At 45.1% G+C, this 16,116-nt stretch carries 11 protein-coding genes and 2 tRNA genes; 2 read left to right on the forward strand and 11 right to left on the reverse strand.

Annotated features, from left to right (window positions below):
* Positions 1 to 475: 475 nt before the first annotated feature.
* From SWH54_00495 to SWH54_00540, 10 genes are all read right to left on the reverse strand, one after another.
* Positions 476 to 3,676, reverse strand: coding sequence for an MMPL family transporter (locus SWH54_00495; protein MDY6789729.1), 3,201 nt, complete (start codon positions 3,674 to 3,676; stop codon positions 476 to 478).
* 218 nt (positions 3,677 to 3,894) lie between these two features.
* A complete protein-coding gene (locus SWH54_00500; GenBank protein MDY6789730.1) occupies positions 3,895 to 4,821 on the reverse strand; it encodes an FAD:protein FMN transferase in 927 nt (308 codons plus the stop codon).
* 274 nt (positions 4,822 to 5,095) lie between these two features.
* Positions 5,096 to 6,106: a hydrogenase expression/formation protein HypE gene (gene hypE, locus SWH54_00505; GenBank protein ID MDY6789731.1), complete on the reverse strand. Its 1,011-nt coding sequence runs from the start codon at positions 6,104 to 6,106 to the stop codon at positions 5,096 to 5,098.
* Between the two features lie 14 nt (positions 6,107 to 6,120).
* The gene (gene hypD, locus SWH54_00510) at positions 6,121 to 7,209 is read right to left on the reverse strand and encodes a hydrogenase formation protein HypD (protein ID MDY6789732.1); all 1,089 of its coding nucleotides are present in this window, start codon (positions 7,207 to 7,209) and stop codon (positions 6,121 to 6,123) included.
* A 243-nt stretch (positions 7,210 to 7,452) separates the two neighbouring features.
* A complete protein-coding gene (gene hypF, locus SWH54_00515) occupies positions 7,453 to 9,774 on the reverse strand; it encodes a carbamoyltransferase HypF (protein ID MDY6789733.1) in 2,322 nt (773 codons plus the stop codon).
* Positions 9,775 to 9,776: 2 nt separating this feature from the next.
* Positions 9,777 to 10,025 (reverse strand): HypC/HybG/HupF family hydrogenase formation chaperone, encoded by a 249-nt coding sequence (locus SWH54_00520; GenBank protein MDY6789734.1) that lies wholly within the window; start codon positions 10,023 to 10,025, stop codon positions 9,777 to 9,779.
* A complete protein-coding gene (locus tag SWH54_00525; GenBank protein MDY6789735.1) occupies positions 10,003 to 10,518 on the reverse strand; it encodes a HyaD/HybD family hydrogenase maturation endopeptidase in 516 nt (171 codons plus the stop codon). The genes SWH54_00520 and SWH54_00525 overlap by 23 nt, the downstream gene beginning before the upstream one ends.
* Before the next feature lie 612 nt (positions 10,519 to 11,130).
* Positions 11,131 to 12,783 (reverse strand): nickel-dependent hydrogenase large subunit, encoded by a 1,653-nt coding sequence (locus tag SWH54_00530; GenBank protein ID MDY6789736.1) that lies wholly within the window; start codon positions 12,781 to 12,783, stop codon positions 11,131 to 11,133.
* 57 nt (positions 12,784 to 12,840) lie between these two features.
* Positions 12,841 to 13,782 carry a hydrogenase small subunit gene (locus SWH54_00535; GenBank protein MDY6789737.1) on the reverse strand — a complete coding sequence of 314 codons (942 nt, stop codon included), beginning with the start codon at positions 13,780 to 13,782 and terminating at the stop codon, positions 12,841 to 12,843.
* 642 nt (positions 13,783 to 14,424) lie between these two features.
* The gene (locus tag SWH54_00540; protein ID MDY6789738.1) at positions 14,425 to 14,889 is read right to left on the reverse strand and encodes a hypothetical protein; all 465 of its coding nucleotides are present in this window, start codon (positions 14,887 to 14,889) and stop codon (positions 14,425 to 14,427) included.
* A 208-nt stretch (positions 14,890 to 15,097) separates the two neighbouring features.
* Here SWH54_00540 and SWH54_00545 point away from each other — a divergent pair.
* Both SWH54_00545 and SWH54_00550 read left to right on the forward strand, forming a co-directional pair.
* A tRNA-Ser gene (locus tag SWH54_00545) sits at positions 15,098 to 15,185 on the forward strand.
* A gap of 207 nt (positions 15,186 to 15,392) precedes the next feature.
* Positions 15,393 to 15,485: transfer RNA gene (locus SWH54_00550), tRNA-Ser, on the forward strand.
* Between the two features lie 63 nt (positions 15,486 to 15,548).
* On the opposite strand, the gene SWH54_00555 is transcribed toward SWH54_00550, so the two are convergent.
* The gene (locus SWH54_00555; GenBank protein MDY6789739.1) at positions 15,549 to 15,974 is read right to left on the reverse strand and encodes a 4Fe-4S binding protein; all 426 of its coding nucleotides are present in this window, start codon (positions 15,972 to 15,974) and stop codon (positions 15,549 to 15,551) included.
* Positions 15,975 to 16,116: the final 142 nt, after the last annotated feature.

Here is a 16,116-nt window from a genome sequence, read left to right on the forward strand (position 1 = left end):
AAATTTCCACGCTCTCAAAAAAATCAAATCTATCCCTTTAAATTGTTACTCCAATAAAAATAAAAGGGAAAATACAAAACCAGTCATCGGATGTCAATAATATTGTCACATTATACTGGTTGTCATTATTTTTATACCCGACTGGGCACAATGATGCATGAAACCAAAGGTTCGTCCGGGTAATTGGCTGTTTGCCCGGTACCAGACTGACAAATAAGATCGGCATCGTAAACGTCCCCTATCCTCTCAGTCAAACCCATACAGGCAGAGACGATCAACGCCGCCGTGGGATTTTGTCCATTGGGGCTTGGTTCAAATCTAATCTCAGCGAGATAGCTGCCGTACGTTCATTCCCAGATAAGATGGAAAAGTCTGGCACCGGGCAAACAGCCAATTCCCCGGGCGAACCGAACTAAGATTGAAAAACGAACGTTTGTTTCTAATGAATTCCGGTTTAAACAATGAAAAACTTATGTCATGAAAGCTTTGGGGATTTTTCCTCTCTTGTTTGCCCAAATGCTTTCATGGCTCGGTTCATGAGGTCAAGATAGTTTTTATCCGTATTATGTAGCAGGTTAACGGTGGTAAAGGAAAGTGTGATAGCCGCATCGTCTATTGTCGCCAGCCTTTCGTTTAACAACTGCTCTAAGCGGTGCCAGACCGTGTGTGCCTTTTGCACTGTAGCTTGTGTAATGAGCAACGCAAAGGTTTGGTTATCCAGTCTGCAGAGGGTGTCACATCTTCTTATCTCCCTGGTAAGGGTGAGGGCAAGTACTTTTAAAACCCGATCCGTGGCATCATAATCAGGAGCAGCAGCCGTATCTTTAAAGTCAATGCTCATCAGGCAAAGCGTGATGTCCTCATGATAGCGTAAAGCTCTACTGGTTTCTACGGCCAGGATTTTCATAAACCCTTTTTTGGTGTACAACCCCGTCAGATCGTCTACCAGACTTTCACTTGAAAAGCAGTCAGTCACATCTTCCAGGCGGTCGCACAACCGGATCATAAGATTGAAAAGAAATTTCTGCGCAGTCGGTGGGTACAGCCATTGCAACCGTTGTATCATCTTCCAGTTGATTTGTAATAATTCACTGTCTCTATTGGCCGTTACCGTTGCTGAGCGCGGGGCACTGCGTAAAAGTCCCATCTCACCCACCATATCACCAATGTAAAGTTTGGTAATCAGTTTTTGAATACCATGCGTCTGGGCCTGCCCCTTGTCCTTATTGTATTCCACCACTTTCAATTCGCCGGAGATGACAACGTACATGATATCGCTTTGATCGCCTTGCTGAAACACAACCTGGCCGGCTTCAAATCGTTTAAGAGAACCGGCCATGACAATATAATGAACCTGGGTACGTGACAACCCTCTGAAAAGTTGTATGCCCTTTTCCGGTGCCATTCCCAGTTTCAACCGCACCAAATCCCACAAGGTTACCAGTTCGAAATGGAGCATCAAAGAGGGCAGCAGGATCAGATCTGCAATCAGAGCGGAAAACATGGTAATCACCATCATGACGCCGAAAATTGCGGTGGGTTTGAATCCCGAAAGAGTTAAAATGGAAAAACCGATGCTAATGGAAAGCGTTGTAGCGACAATCGGTCGCCCCATGTGCATGATGGTTGTTCTCAGCGCCCGTTTTTCATCAAGATCCTTTTTAAACTCTCGATTGTATCTAACCAGGTAGTGAATGGTATCGTCCACTGCCAGACCGATGGCGATGCTTGCTATCAGGCTGGTCACTATTGACAGTTCAACTCCGAACCAGCCCATGATTCCGAAGTTGATGATAATGGGGAAAAGATTCGGCACAATGGCAATAAACCCGACTTTGCTTGACAAAAAAAGTATGAACATGATTCCGAAAACAAGAACCATGGTAATGGCGAGACTCTTGACCTGACCGGAGGTCAGCTGGTGGCTGCTCTCGGAAATAACGATTCCAAGCCCGGTCACATCCCATACTATATCTTTGGAAAAATTATTTTTCACATAATCTAGAATCCTTGCACGGGTTTGCAGGAAGTCCTGTGAACTGGAAATATGCGTTAACAGCATAATGTTGGTTTGGGAAAAGTCAGGTTTCATAAACCTCACCAGCATGTCCTCCCCGAGCATCATCCGGTAACTGTTGATTAGCATCCTGACTTCAAAGCCTTCTGTGGGTAGAGTGTAATACTTGGGCTCGTACCGATTGGAGGCATAGTTGACAAGTTGCATGTAATCGGCAAATGATATGGTTTTATCCACCCCCGGAAGGGTATCAATAAATTTCTGCAGACGTGCTATATCGGCAACATGTTCAGGATCTTCAAAATAATCTTCCCGGTCTCCCTGCATCGATACGTTAATGGGAAAGCTGCCGGAAAGATCCCGGTAAATGTCATGAAAGTTTCGGCTGACCGGAATATTTTCTTTGAAATAGTCCACCGGGTTGGTCTCAACTTGAATCTGGAAAATTCCCATCAGGCATATCAGGGTGGTAAAGCCAAAGATCGGTAAGGTAACGCGTTGATGGTGCAAGTCCAAACGGACAATCCAGGCGAGCATTCGATCCAAAAATCCGGCTTTTTCAATACGTTTCCTGTTTTTGCGCAAGGGCATAAGAGCCATGACTGCCGGAAGAAGAATAAGCAGCACAACCAGCAAGCTGAATAAGCCCAGGCAGGAAAAAACGGCAAATTCCCTTATGGTTGTAATTTTATTGATCAAGAGAGACCCAAGGCCGATGGCCGTGGTAGCCACGGCCAGGATGGTGGGAAAAGTCGCCGTGGCAAATGTTGCCCTTGCTGCTCCTTTGGGGGATTCTGCCACTTTTACCTGAATTAAGTATTCGGAAACAATGTGCAGGCAATAGGCCGTCCCCACAGCGATGAGAAAAACCGGTACAATAAGGGTCAACATTGACAGTGGAATGCGGGTCAAGGCCATGCATCCGAAGGTCCAGGTCAGTGCAAATATAACACAAACCAGCGGTAGAAGGAGGTGCAAAAGATTGCGATAAAGACATAACAGCACGACTGCAATGAGAAGAAAGGTGATCGGAGGCAGGTGGAAAAAATCTTTCTCCGTCAACCGGGCCAAAGCCTGGGAAACCAGTGGCATCCCGATCTGATACAAAGCAAGATCCTCAGCGGCATCGGCGATCATCTTTTTCACATCCCTGATCACCATTTCCGCATCAGCTTCTTGCGCCAGCACAAGCGTGATAGCGGTTGATCTATGATCGATGGAAAATAAATTTTTCTGGAACAGCTTGACAGCATCCATTACAGCGGCGAATTTTTCAAGGCTTTCCTTACCGGACATATTCACTGATTTGCGGATTCCGGGAAGGCTGATGACACGTCGCACTCCCTTAATTTTGGCAGCGGTCTCAGCCAACTCCTCGATCTTTTTGAAAGTGACCGGGTCAAAAATATTATTACTTTTGACCACCACCCGTATAATCTCGTCTGATCCGAAAAGGTCCTTGAATGTCTGATAACGATGGGTGGCAGGCAGGTCTTCGATGACAAGGTCATAAATCGATGTTTTAAAAGAAAGCCGTGGAATCTGATAGGCAAATAGAGAAGTGATGGCAGTAATCACCAAAATAACAAGCCAGGGCCGCTGCAGTATCTTATCCAGCATGGCGCTGTAAGATAGATTTTGCAAAAAGTATTTACTCATGGGTAATGTCGCAGATGCCCGCAGTTAACCACGTGGAGTTGCATGTTAAAATAATTGATATAATTCATAATATAAATTATAAATCATGTCAAATCAAAAAGGTCTCCGGATCTGAATGCGGCTGGTAAACTTCTCTGGAACTGATGCCATGCGGGTTTTATGTTTTTCCCGAAAGGCGATACTATTAAAGGTTTATCTCTTCATAGCCATTCACCGTTTCAGGGCTTACCCTTGGCCTGAAATCCGCTGGAAGGGTAATCTGTGAGACGGCCCGCCCGGCGGATGACTACCAGACCTTCTACATCAGGAAGGGCATTAATTAGGTCAATGCCTTGGTCAGAGCCCATAACCATTACGGCTGTGGCCAATCCGTCCGCAAAGGTGCAGGTGTCGGCAATGATCGAAACGCTTACGACAGAGTTTTCCACCGGATATCCTGTCTTTGGATCGAGTACATGTGAAAAGCGTTTCCCATTAACTTCAAAAAAATTCCTGTAATCTCCGCTGGTGGCAAAGGCCTTGTCTTTAAGCGTTACGATTTTGTATATATCATTATAAGAAGCGTCTTTCCGTGGCCTGTTGATACCGACTCTCCAACATCGCCCATCCTTTCTAACGCCTGAAGCGTAAACCTCCCCTCCAATTTCCACCAGGAAATTATTCATATTATTTTTTTTAATGAGTTCTGCCACCTGATCAACTGCATATCCTTTGGCAATCGAGGCCAGATCAATGGATATGGATGCTTTCTGTTTCAAAAGATATCTGTCGTCAACCAGATCAATATGATCAAAACCAACATCGTCAAGAAGGCGGGTAATGTTTTCTTTTGCCGGAAGCCGGTTTTTTCTTTCCGACCTTCCAAATCCCCAAAGATTTACCAGGGGGTACATGCTGCCATCCCAGGCCCCACCGGTCAGCCTAAAAAGTCTTTTAGATTCTACAATGACCTGCGCAAAATCCTGAGAAACCTTAAATCTTTGGCCGGGGACTTTCAAAGCGTTGAACCTGCTGATTTCGCTGTCTTTTCTATAGGTTGACATGCTTTGGTTTATCTCTTCGAGTCGTTTGCCTATTTTTTCCTTTAGACCGGATATCATTGGTAAATGACGGGCAACCACCTTAATATGATAGGTTGTTCCCATGGTTTGTCCGGAAATAAGAATTTCTTTTGCGTGCACAAATGAGGCAAGAAGGCATAGAAACAGTAAACAAATTGATATTTTTATATTTTTTTTCACAACTTCAAACTTTGATGAATTTATAAAGAATTGGTTTTTTAAAATAAGCGTCGGATGGCATCGTTAAAAGGCTTATATACAAGGCGTAGCGGTTTTTCAGGGACGAGACTATACTTATAGTATGTCGAGTTTCTGAAAAATCGCTACAACGCAGTAGATGAGCCTTTTAACGATGCCATTAACAGATTCTCGGCAACTGCTCTCCGGTCAGCATATCCACAATCCGGGTTCCGCCGATTTTGGTTTCCATCACCACCATGCCGGGAGAATCAGAAGTCACCTCTCCAATGATACACGCATCTTTTCCGAATTCGTCTTCTTTTATAGCCGCAAGAACATCTTCACTGCGATCCGGTGCCACAAAAGCGAGTAGTTTGCCTTCGTTGGCCAGATAAAGGGGGTCAAAACCCAAAAGCTCACATGCCCCGGCCACTTCACCTTTAACCGGTATTTTTGACTCAAAAATACGGATACCTATGTTTGACTTTTCGGCAATTTCATTCAGGGCTGTTCCTACCCCGCCACGGGTCGGATCACGAAGTACATGGATATCCTTACTTGCGGTAAACATCCGCTTAACCATTCCATTCAATGGGGCACTGTCGCTTTTGACCGACATTTTAAAGCTCATCCCTTCTCTTTGAGTAAGTACCGTAATCCCGTGGTCTGCAATACTGCCGCTCAACAGAATTTGATCTTTCGGCCGGGCATTGCTGATGGCTACATCTATGTTTTGGGGAATAATCCCGATACCGGATGTATTAATAAATATCTTGTCCGCCGCACCTTTTGGTACCACCTTGGTATCACCGGTGACAACTTGAACATTTGCTTTTTGCGCAGCGATTCCCATTTCTTTTATAATTTCCTTTAGATCTGATATTAAAAATCCTTCTTCAATGATTAAACCTGTGCTGAGATAAAGAGGCGTTGCGCCGCACATGGCAATATCATTAACCGTGCCATTTATTGCCAGATCCCCTATATTTCCTCCCGGAAAAAAGATCGGATCAACCGTATAGGTATCTGTTGAAAGAGCCAAACGCTTCCCTTCGATATCCAAAACCGCACCGTCGTCCAGTTCAGAGAGGATGGCATTGTCAAATACAGGAAGCATGATATCGGTAGTGAGACTATGTGATATTTTTCCGCCACTTCCGTGATCTAAAAGTATTTTTTCCGTATTCATTTTTTAAATACCTTTTATTTATGATAACGATAATAAGCCGCACACGTTCCTTCGCTGGACACCATGCATGGACCCACGGGGTCAACCGGAGTGCAGACGCTTTTATACAGGGGGCATTGAGGCGGAATTTTTACTCCAGTCAGAATCTCGCCACAGGCACAACCCTTAGGATCTTTTGAATCCGGCACCGAAAATTCAATCGTCCGTTGGGCATCACAGTTTTCAAACTCATTTCTGATTTCGAGGCCGCTTTTAAAAATGGTTCCGATACCTCGCCAGGATGTATCCACCGGTTTAAAGACTTCATGCATTATTTCTTTCGCCTTACGGTTTCCATCAGGTGTCACCGCCCGTGGGTAAGCATTTTCCAGTTTGGGAGAATCGGATTCCAGCTGTACCACCAACATCGATATCGCCCGAAGCAAATCCGCAGGCTCAAACCCGGCCACCACGCACGGAATCCGGTGTCTGTCAAAAAACGGCCTGTATGCATTTGTTCCAATAACCAGTGAGACATGACCCGGAAGAATAAAGCCGTCAATTCCGGTGTCGTCCGTTGACATAAGGGCGTCAAGTGCCGGAGGCACAAGTTTGTGGGCGGAATAAATATAATAATTATTAATACTCAGCTGCCGTGCAGAACAGACTGATGCCGCAATGGTTGGTGCGGTGGTTTCAAACCCGACTCCTAAAAACACCACCTTTTTTTCCGGATTTTTCCGTGCGATCTCCAAAGCGTCAAAAGTGGAATAAACCATACGGATATCACGACCGTCCGCCCGCTCTTTTTGCAAAGATGACTTTGTTCCGGGCACACGCATCAGGTCTCCAAAAGTTGTAATAACCACATCATCCACCTTGGACAGTTCAATAAAGGCATCAATTTCTCTTTGTGTAGTTACGCACACTGGGCATCCCGGGCCGGAAATCAGTGATATTGTATCCGGCAAAATGGACCGGATACCGCTGCGAAAAATAGAAACGGTATGGGTGCCGCATACTTCCATCAGCCGGACATGCTTTTTGCTTATCTTCCTTATCTTTTCTGCCAGTCGCCGTGAAATCTCTGAATCCCGGTATTCTTCCAGGTGTTTTATAGCCATAAATTGCTTCCTTCTTTGCCTCGGCTTCAGGCTCCGCTTACAGTTACGCCCCGACAAGACGCCGTGGCAACCAGCAATTTGAACGCTTTGCTTATAGATTGTTACGCTTGAGGATCGCTTCGCTGGTCATTCACAATTGGCAATTAACAATTCGTAATTGACAATTAGTTGTGAATTGTGAACAGTTAATTGTCAATTGTTAACTCTTAAGTGCCGCTCCTCAAAACCCGAAGGACTGCTCCATTAGTACCGCAGGGACGCTCCGCTAACGGCTGCTGCAATTACCGCCTGCCCCAGGGATATCCCTCCGTCATTTGCCGGAACGAGCCTGTGGGTAAATACTGCAAAACCTTTCTTTGTCAGTTCTTGTAAAAGACCGCTTAATAGAAGCGAGTTTTGAAACACACCCCCACTTAAAACAATCCTTTTTAACTGGGTTTCTTTTCTTATGGTCTCACACAGATCAGTAAAAAGCCTTACCAGTGTGTGATGAAATTTGCTGCTGATCTCAGATGTATGAACCCCATTTTCTATATCTGTTACAATGCCCCTAATCACCGGCCCGGGCAAAATCCTGTGAACATCTCCCGAAGTCCATTCATAGTCATAAATGTCGTCTGTCTTTTCACCGGCAGCCATTTCGAGTTCCATGGCTGCCTGCCCTTCAAAATGAACCGTATTTCTTATGCCGCAAATGGCCGCAATTGAATCAAAAAGGCGTCCCAGGCTTGATGTGTCAGGAGAATTGACTTTTTTTTGTATCATTTCTGCAACGACGGTTATCTTGTTTTCATCAAATTTATCTAAAACCGGAAGCCGAAGGTTGGTAAACTCCCGACCGAAAGCATCGTGCAGGTAGCTGACCGCCATTCGCCATGGCTCTTTTATTGCTGCAGCACCACCGGGCATCGGCACGTAGGACATGTGACCTTTACGCAAAAATTTTTCTTCATCGGCCACAAGAATCTCCCCGCCCCATATGGCCCCATCCGTTCCATAACCGGTCCCGTCAAATGAAAGCCCGATCACATCTCCCACCAGCTTGTTTTCCGCCATGCAGCTTACCAGATGGGCATGGTGGTGCTGAACCCGAACTTTTTCTACCCTGTCCTGCGCCATGGCATATCGAGTGCTCAGGTAATCCGGATGAAGGTCACAAACGATCATTTCAGGGTTAACGTTCAGTATCCGCTTCATATGCCTGATCGTAAGCTGAAAAAACTCATAGGTTGCGAGGTTTTCAAGATCTCCGATATGCTGGCTTAAAAAAGCCTTGTCATCTTTGGTAAGACAGATGGTGTTTTTCAGCTCAGCCCCGCAGGCAAGAATCGGCGGAACCTTTTTTTTCAAAAATACAGGTGCCGGAATATATCCCCTGGAGCGGCGTATGAACCGTACTGCACCCGCTGATCTCCTTATAATTGAATCATCGCTTCTAAGATAAATATCCCTGTTATGAACCAGAAAAAAATCCGCAATACCTGAAAGCCGTTTGAAAGCATCATCATTGTCAATGGCTATCGGTTCTTCGCTCATGTTTCCACTGGTCATTACCAGTGCGGTGAAATCCAGTCCCGTTACATCCGGGCTTAAAAGAAGATAATAGAGCGGAGTATAAGGAAGCATGGTACCAAAATACCTGTTTCCCGGGGCAACTTCATCTGCCAGTCGTTTAAAATCAGATGCTCCGGACTGCTTTTTTCTCAAGAGAACAATCGGACGCTGGATTGAGGTAAGAAGGGCCTGTTCTTCTGTCAGTACGTTGGCATACCGGCGAATATGCTCTACATCGGCAGACATAAGGGCCAGGGGTTTTTCCTCCCTGTGCTTTCGTTTTCTTAAACGGATAACCGCATCACTATTTTCCGCATCTGCGGCAAGGTGGTAACCGCCCAAGCCCTTTATGGCCAGAATATATCCCTGTTTTAAAAGAGCCGCGGTTTTTTTCATCGGATTTTCGGTTTCAATTTCACTGCGGGTATGATCATACAAAGTCACATGTGGCCCGCAAACTTCGCAGGCATTTGGCTGGGCGTGAAATCTTCTGTTCCCCGGGTCATCATATTCGGCCTGGCATCTTTTACACATGATAAAATGTTTCATAGAAGTTTTCGGCCGGTCATAGGGAATATCATCAATAATGGTATAACGGGGACCGCAGTTGGTGCAGTTAATGAATGGGTATTGGTAACGCCGGTCAGCCGGGTCAAAAAGCTCCCTGAGACAATCTTGGCAAACAGATACATCCGGTGATATAAGGGCGGATCTACCAGTGGTATTTTTACTTTTTGCAATGGTAAATCCGTTGGTATTTTTTACAGCTTCGGGAAAAATCGAAATCTTAGTAATGCGGGACAAAGGCGGGTTGTCTTGCACGAGATCCTGAGAAAAGGATTCAATATCACTTAAGGGTCCCGATAGATAAATACTCACCCCTGAGGATGTGTTGGCAACATCTCCCTTTAAATGATACTTTTTTGCCAGTTGATAGACAAAGGGTCTGAAACCTACCCCCTGCACAATGCCACTTACTTCCAGTCTTCTGGCAACATCATCTTCGGACATGGTCAATCGCCGTCTATCTCTTTTTCTCGCTTATCCACAAAATCAGCCGCCTCTTTAAGGATATTCAACGATTCCATTGCGGTCTTTTCATCAATCTTATGCAGGGCAAAGCCGGCATGAACGATGACATAATCGCCAACTGACGCATCTTCGACAAGGAGCAGACTTGCCGTTCTTGTTACACCGTCAACATCTATGGTTCCGATACCGTTTTCAATTTTTGTAATTTTAGATGGGACTGCAAGGCACATTTTTACTGGCTCCTTTTTTATAGGACACACCCAGCCGATCAAGCTCTGAGAGAACCATATCGATTGCAGGATCAACTTTTTTTTGTATGGCCGGTGTCAATTCAATGCTGAGCTTATCGATATCCTCAGGTTCGACACCGACGATTACGGTTTCCGGCACTTTGTCCAGCGCCTGGCACAGGGTTAATGCTTCGAGAAAATCCACCTGATGGAGCGAGTTTTTAGCCCTTATTCTTTCCGGTATGGCCTCCCCTGTCAGTCGATACATATCACCGACATTTCCCTTATTCCTGATGGCATCCACAACGATCAGATGATCCGGTTGCGATATGACCCCCAAAAGATTGACTCCCAAAACCCCGCCATCCACAATAGTCACATTGCGGGGAAATGTATAGTTTTTCTGGATTTTTTCTATCACCCGCACACCGAAGCCTTCATCGGAATACAGAATACAACCTACCCCTAAGATCATGATTTGTTTTGCGTTCATTTTGTTACCACAAGTTTATACTATACTGTTTGCCATAGTCAACTTACCAGAACATTATAGTAATTCTCAAAAATATGTTCCGTTTTAAATGAGGAAACTGTCTGAGTGTATTAGAAATCGTTAAGAAAGAACTTAAGTACAATATTGCTATTTTATTGTAGTCGTTGTCATACTCAAATTAATTATAATAAAGACAGATAGTTCTTTCTTTACGATTTCTTATATACGAGTTTTTCATCGTTTAAAACGGAATATATTTATGAGAAACAGTATAACCATACTTACGCGTGCAGGCAGTCATTTATCCAATCTGCTTTTAACATAAAGACTCATTTTGATACGTTTTGCGGAAATAGAAGCAGGAGGGTAAAAGTGATAGCAAACCGGCCGGCACTAATTTTTCGTATCCGCCCACACCCATTCGGAACAAAAAGGTTGCCAATCTCCGTCCTGTCATCGTTCACAGGTTGTTCAGCTTTAGGTGATCAGGGCAATCTGTGATAGTCTGTAAACCGGTTGCCCTGAGCACGTATAGCTGCGGTACCTGCAAACGCATAGGAAATTTCTTTCAGCCTCCCTGCATCAGGAGGCTGAAAGAGAAAAAGCTTTATATCAACATACTTTAATCTTATAGACCTGGTTGGAATCAGGATCTATTATATGAACACCGCAGGCGATGCACGGATCAAAGGAGTGTACCGTCCGTAAGACTTCAACCGGCCGCTTGGGATCCGCTATGGGTGTTCCAATCAAAGCCTCTTCCACCGGCCCGAGTTTTCCTTTTTCATCTCTGGGCCCAAGATTCCAGGTGGACGGTACCACATACTGGTAGTTCTTTATCTTTTTATTTTCAATTTCAATCCAGTGTCCCAATGATCCTCGAGCCACGTCATTCAGCCCGACCCCCATACCTTTGTCCGGCATCTTCCAAGGCTGGTAGGTTTTGGTATCTCCTGATTTAAGGTTTTCAACCAGTTCCATGACCCAGCCCGGCATGGCCTGGCCGATGGCAATGGTTTCAAGACCTCGGGCTGCTGTACGGCCGAGGGTTGAAAACAGAGCCCCAGCCGGAATGCCGAGTTTTTTAAGGGTACTGTCCACAATTGGTTTGATCTTTTTGTGACCCTTGCCGTAAGCCACCAGAACCCTTGCCAGCGGTCCCACTTCGCACGGTTCACCGTTATACCTGGGTGCCTTGAACCAGGAATATTTACCGCCTCCGGGCCTGTACTTGGGATCCTCTTGGAGTGGTCGGGTTTCGCCCTTGTAAGGATGTTTGGGATGGCCTTTTTTGTACCATGCCCGAGCGACATGCTCGGTCACTTTTGACTGATTGGCCATTTTTACCCCGCCAATGTTTTGTTTCATAATCACACCCCTGGGCATAAAAAGACTTTGCGGTTCCTCATCGGTTTCCGGAAGGTCGCCCCATGCTAGAAAATTGGTGCAGCCGCCGACAGCGCCCCAGTCCTTGTAAAAGGAAGCAACGGCCAACAGGTCAGGAATATATACGTTTTCCACAAATTCCTGGGTTTCTTTGGTGAGGTAAAGGAATTCGGCAATGCGATCGGGTACCAAATCCCGGACAGAGGTAATTCCTCCCACCACAAGCGACTGCAGATGCGGATTTTTAGCGCCGAAGATGGCATGCATCCTGGCGGACTTGGCCTGCAAACGCAGGGCTTCGATGTAATGCGCCGCGGCCATCAGGTTGGCTTCCGGCGGCATGACATAGGCCGGATGTCCCCAGTAGGCATTGGCAAAGGGCCCCAGTTGCCCGCTTTCAACAAAAGTCTTTAATCTTTGCTGAACGTTTTTGAAATAGTTCGTGCCTCCCCAGGGAGCATTACTGACGTTGTCGGCCAGTTTGGCCGTTTTGGCCGGGTCTGCTTTGTTAACGGCACTGACTATGTCCACCCAGTCCAGCGCATGCAGATGATAAAAATGAACAATGTGATCATGCTGGAACTGAGCACCATGAAGAAGATTTCTGATTAAACGTGCATTCTTTGGAATTTTAACGCCCACTGCGTTTTCGACTGCCCTCACCGAGGACAGAGCATGGGTGTACGTTCAGACGCCACAGGAGCGCTGCACAAAATGCTGAGCATCTCTGGGATCCCGCCCCTGAAGAATAAGTTCTATGCCTCTGAACATCTGTCCTGAGCTCCAGGCGTTTTTAACCTTGCCTCCCTCAACCTCTACCTCAATGCGAAGGTGGCCTTCTATTCTTGTGATAGGATCTATCGTTATTCTCTTACCCATATTATCTCCTCCCTTTTTTCTTAAAAAGGATTATTGTTGAATTTTACATGCCCCTCGCTACATTTCCTCGTAAAACGGGCTCATCTTGTCCCAGAAATCCGGTTCACTGCACCCAATGCACGGATGACCCGCTTCAACCGGCCAGCTGGTGCCGTCGTTGAATTTCACCACCGGACAGTTATTGTAGGTTTCAGGACCTCTGCAACCAAGCTTGTACAGGCAATATCCCATCGCCGCCTCTTCCGAGCCAAACTCTTCAACAAATTCATCGTTTTCAAAATGGGATCTTCTCGGACACTGATCATGAATGGTTTTTCCATAGGCAAACAGAGGTCTGCCAAGGTCGTCCAAAGCAGGCAGTTTGCCTAGGAGGAGATAGTTTACCACGGTTCCCACGAAGTTGACCGGGTTGGGCGGGCAGCCCGGTATGTTAAGGGTTTTGACACCCAGGGCATCACCTACTCCCTTATATCCACCAGGGTTCGGTGCTGCAGCCTGAACACCCCCGTATGCTGCACATGTACCGATGGCGATGGTAGCCGCTGCTTTGGGAACAACATCTTTGGCGATATCAAGGAAGGAGCGTCCACCGACCTTGCCGTATCCACCGTTATATTTAGTGGCCACCCCTCCCTCACAAACACAAATAAACTTGCCGTTGTATTTTTTCAATGCGGCTTGAAGATTTTCCTCAGCCTGGTGACCTGCTGCCGCCATGACGGTTTCATGGTATTCAAGCGAAAGGATTTCCAACACCAGGTCATCAACAAAGGGATAGGTAGATCTTAACAGGGCTTCGGAACATCCGGTACATTCTGCAAAATGGAGCCAGATAACAGGTGGGCGCTCCTTGGGCGCTGCAAAGACCTCCGCCACTTTCGGAACAAACGATGATGAAAGCCCCATTGTTGCTGTGAGGAAGGTACAGTATTTCATGAAGTCTCTTCGTGAAACCCCTTTTTTTCCCAACCTCTCGTAAAATTGTTTTTCCTTTTCCATTGGCACCTCCTTGATGCTGTTAAGGGTTCATAAACCTCCAAACAAACACAATAAGGAAGGGAATGTCTTTACCAACAGCTAGTTCCCAGCCCTCTTAGCTATATAGTTTCCCTGCCTTAAAAAATAGAATGTATGACTCAAAGTTTAATGTTTCACAACATCTTGAAATATAAAGTTTTGTTTAATATTGAAAAATATTGAAAAAGTCAAGCCATAATACAATTGGGGCCCTTTCCCGATTGGTGGGTGTTTATCAAGACAAAACAAATGGATAATTTCCAATTGAACAGGCGTTTTCCCAGAGGGCACAGGTTCAGTAACCCTCCATAGATCAGGCGGATAACAATTCTAAAAAATTATGAATAATGGGTTTGCTTGCGTATGGGAAACTTGAGATATTATTAGCCGGAAATTAGGATTTATTTGAAAAGGTGAATGGAGACCCGTTAACAGAGAGAGATCACAGAAATCGAAAGCATTTTCAACGCACAGATAAAGTCTTTAGCAAACAACCCTTAAATCCTTAGCCTCTGTCCCGCTATAAGCAGGATTGAATCCTCATCTCCAACTAAATTGGAGAAGAATTTTATTGGTATGGTAAAATAGAAAAAAAGTCAAGCAGTAAAAAGATGTTAAATCGTCTTAAGTAACCACCCCATCGTCATCCTCTGCAATCTTAATGGGGGCTTTGATATCTTTTATCTTATCTTTATCTACAACTTCTTCCTTAACATCATCTCCAATCAATTCATCAATTTCATCGACGATACTTTCTATTTCGTCGAGATCTTCTGAAGTTTCTTGTCCTTTGATCAGTAAATCAATGTCATTAAAAAAAAGCTCCATAGGTGGACTGTCTTTTGAATCAAACATATCGATAACCGCCTGCGCTATTTTCTCTGCATAAACGCCCGGAGGGTACATATTATTTGTTCTTAATTCAGCAATAAGCGCTTCCTTTCCTTTTGAAATCGCAGATTTAATTATTTTATAATCATACTCTTCTTCACAAAGAAGAGATAGCCTTTCTTTATCCAGTTCCGCAAACTCTTTGATGATTAGTTTTTTTTGATCATTTTCTTTTGAAATCAGATATTTTTGTTTCATCCTTTCATCCTTTTTTGTTAATCATTTGTCTAAGTGGTGATTGGCAATGCCAACTTCATTTTCCGGTGCGTTGTAATCATACTCAGATGTTGATGTCAACAAACAAAAGGTGTTGATTAATTTTTAGTACGCTGAAACAGAAAATTTCCCGGCAAGAAAGATATTGACCTGTTGTTGGTGAAATGTTAAAAACGTAAATTTAGACCAAGGAGGGATGGCTGAGTGGTCGAAAGCGGCGGTCTTGAAAACCGTTGAGTGTCACAGCTCCGTGGGTTCGAATCCTACTCCCTCCGCCAAAAAATCAAAAAAATCGATTTTCATCGGTTGCCAATAGTATACTGAGAGACCTTTGAAAAATGGTAATTTATGTTCGAGTTCAAGGAAGACGAAAATTTCAACCACAGGAATACATGTAGTATTTCGAGGATTGAAATTTGAGTCTGACGCAGAAATCGGGCATAAAGTGCCGTTTTGCAAAGGCCTCTTAGATTTATCAGAATCAAGGAGAGATGGCCGAGCTGGCTGAAGGCGCTCGCCTGCTAAGCGAGTGTGGGGGGAAACTTCCACCGAGGGTTCGAATCCCTCTCTCTCCGCCATTAAAAACACAAAAGCACGAATAATAAATTTCGTGCTTTTGTGTTTTGGCCATTAAGCTTATTTTACTTGTTGATGACCATCATCTCAATCGCACCCACCGGACAGTCAACTGCACAGAAACCACACGCGATACAGGCCCTTTCATTTTCAAGAATGGGATAACCCCGGATATCCTGATTATCTTTGGTATACCAAAGCTTAAGACAGTCGACCGGACATGCTTCAATGCAGATATTGCATGACATGCATTTTTCCCGGTGAATAACCGGTTTTTTCCAGCGCGATCTGAATCTGATCCTTTTGCAGGTGTTATGAAAAGAATCTTTCACCGATTCCTGGGGACAGATCTTACCACAGGCCCCGCAATCGATACACAGCTTCGGTTTGATGGTATGAATTTTACCCCTTTTTCCCTCGATCGCATCTGTCGGACAAACCTTTTTACACAAACTGCACCCGATGCACTTATCTGTAATCGAATAAGACATTGCCCTTCCTCGGGATTTAGCTTCCGGGTAGAACTGGGAGGTTACCCTCCCAGAGCCCCCACAGACCCGTACGAGCGCAATTAACGCATACGGTTCCTCAGGTTATGGCTTCGCTACACGTATGAATGCACTATTCTCGGTC

This window comes from Thermodesulfobacteriota bacterium (assembly GCA_034189135.1).
In the GTDB taxonomy this organism is placed as follows: Bacteria; Desulfobacterota; Desulfobacteria; order Desulfobacterales; family JAUWMJ01; genus JAUWMJ01.

Bases quoted from the DNA above. Each gene is read 5' to 3' on its own strand.
- SWH54_00555 (MDY6789739.1), bottom strand. From the start codon at position 15,974: ATGTCTTATTCGATTACAGATAAGTGCATCGGGTGCAGTTTGTGTAAA.
- hypE (MDY6789731.1), bottom strand. From the start codon at position 6,106: ATGAATACGGAAAAAATACTTTTAGATCACGGAAGTGGCGGAAAAATA.
- hypD (MDY6789732.1), bottom strand. From the start codon at position 7,209: ATGGCTATAAAACACCTGGAAGAATACCGGGATTCAGAGATTTCACGG.
- SWH54_00520 (MDY6789734.1), bottom strand. From the start codon at position 10,025: ATGTGCCTTGCAGTCCCATCTAAAATTACAAAAATTGAAAACGGTATC.
- SWH54_00525 (MDY6789735.1), bottom strand. From the start codon at position 10,518: ATGAACGCAAAACAAATCATGATCTTAGGGGTAGGTTGTATTCTGTAT.
- SWH54_00535 (MDY6789737.1), bottom strand. From the start codon at position 13,782: ATGGAAAAGGAAAAACAATTTTACGAGAGGTTGGGAAAAAAAGGGGTT.
- hypF (MDY6789733.1), bottom strand. From the start codon at position 9,774: ATGTCCGAAGATGATGTTGCCAGAAGACTGGAAGTAAGTGGCATTGTG.
- SWH54_00540 (MDY6789738.1), bottom strand. From the start codon at position 14,889: ATGAAACAAAAATATCTGATTTCAAAAGAAAATGATCAAAAAAAACTA.
- SWH54_00500 (MDY6789730.1), bottom strand. From the start codon at position 4,821: ATGGGAACAACCTATCATATTAAGGTGGTTGCCCGTCATTTACCAATG.
- SWH54_00495 (MDY6789729.1), bottom strand. From the start codon at position 3,676: ATGAGTAAATACTTTTTGCAAAATCTATCTTACAGCGCCATGCTGGAT.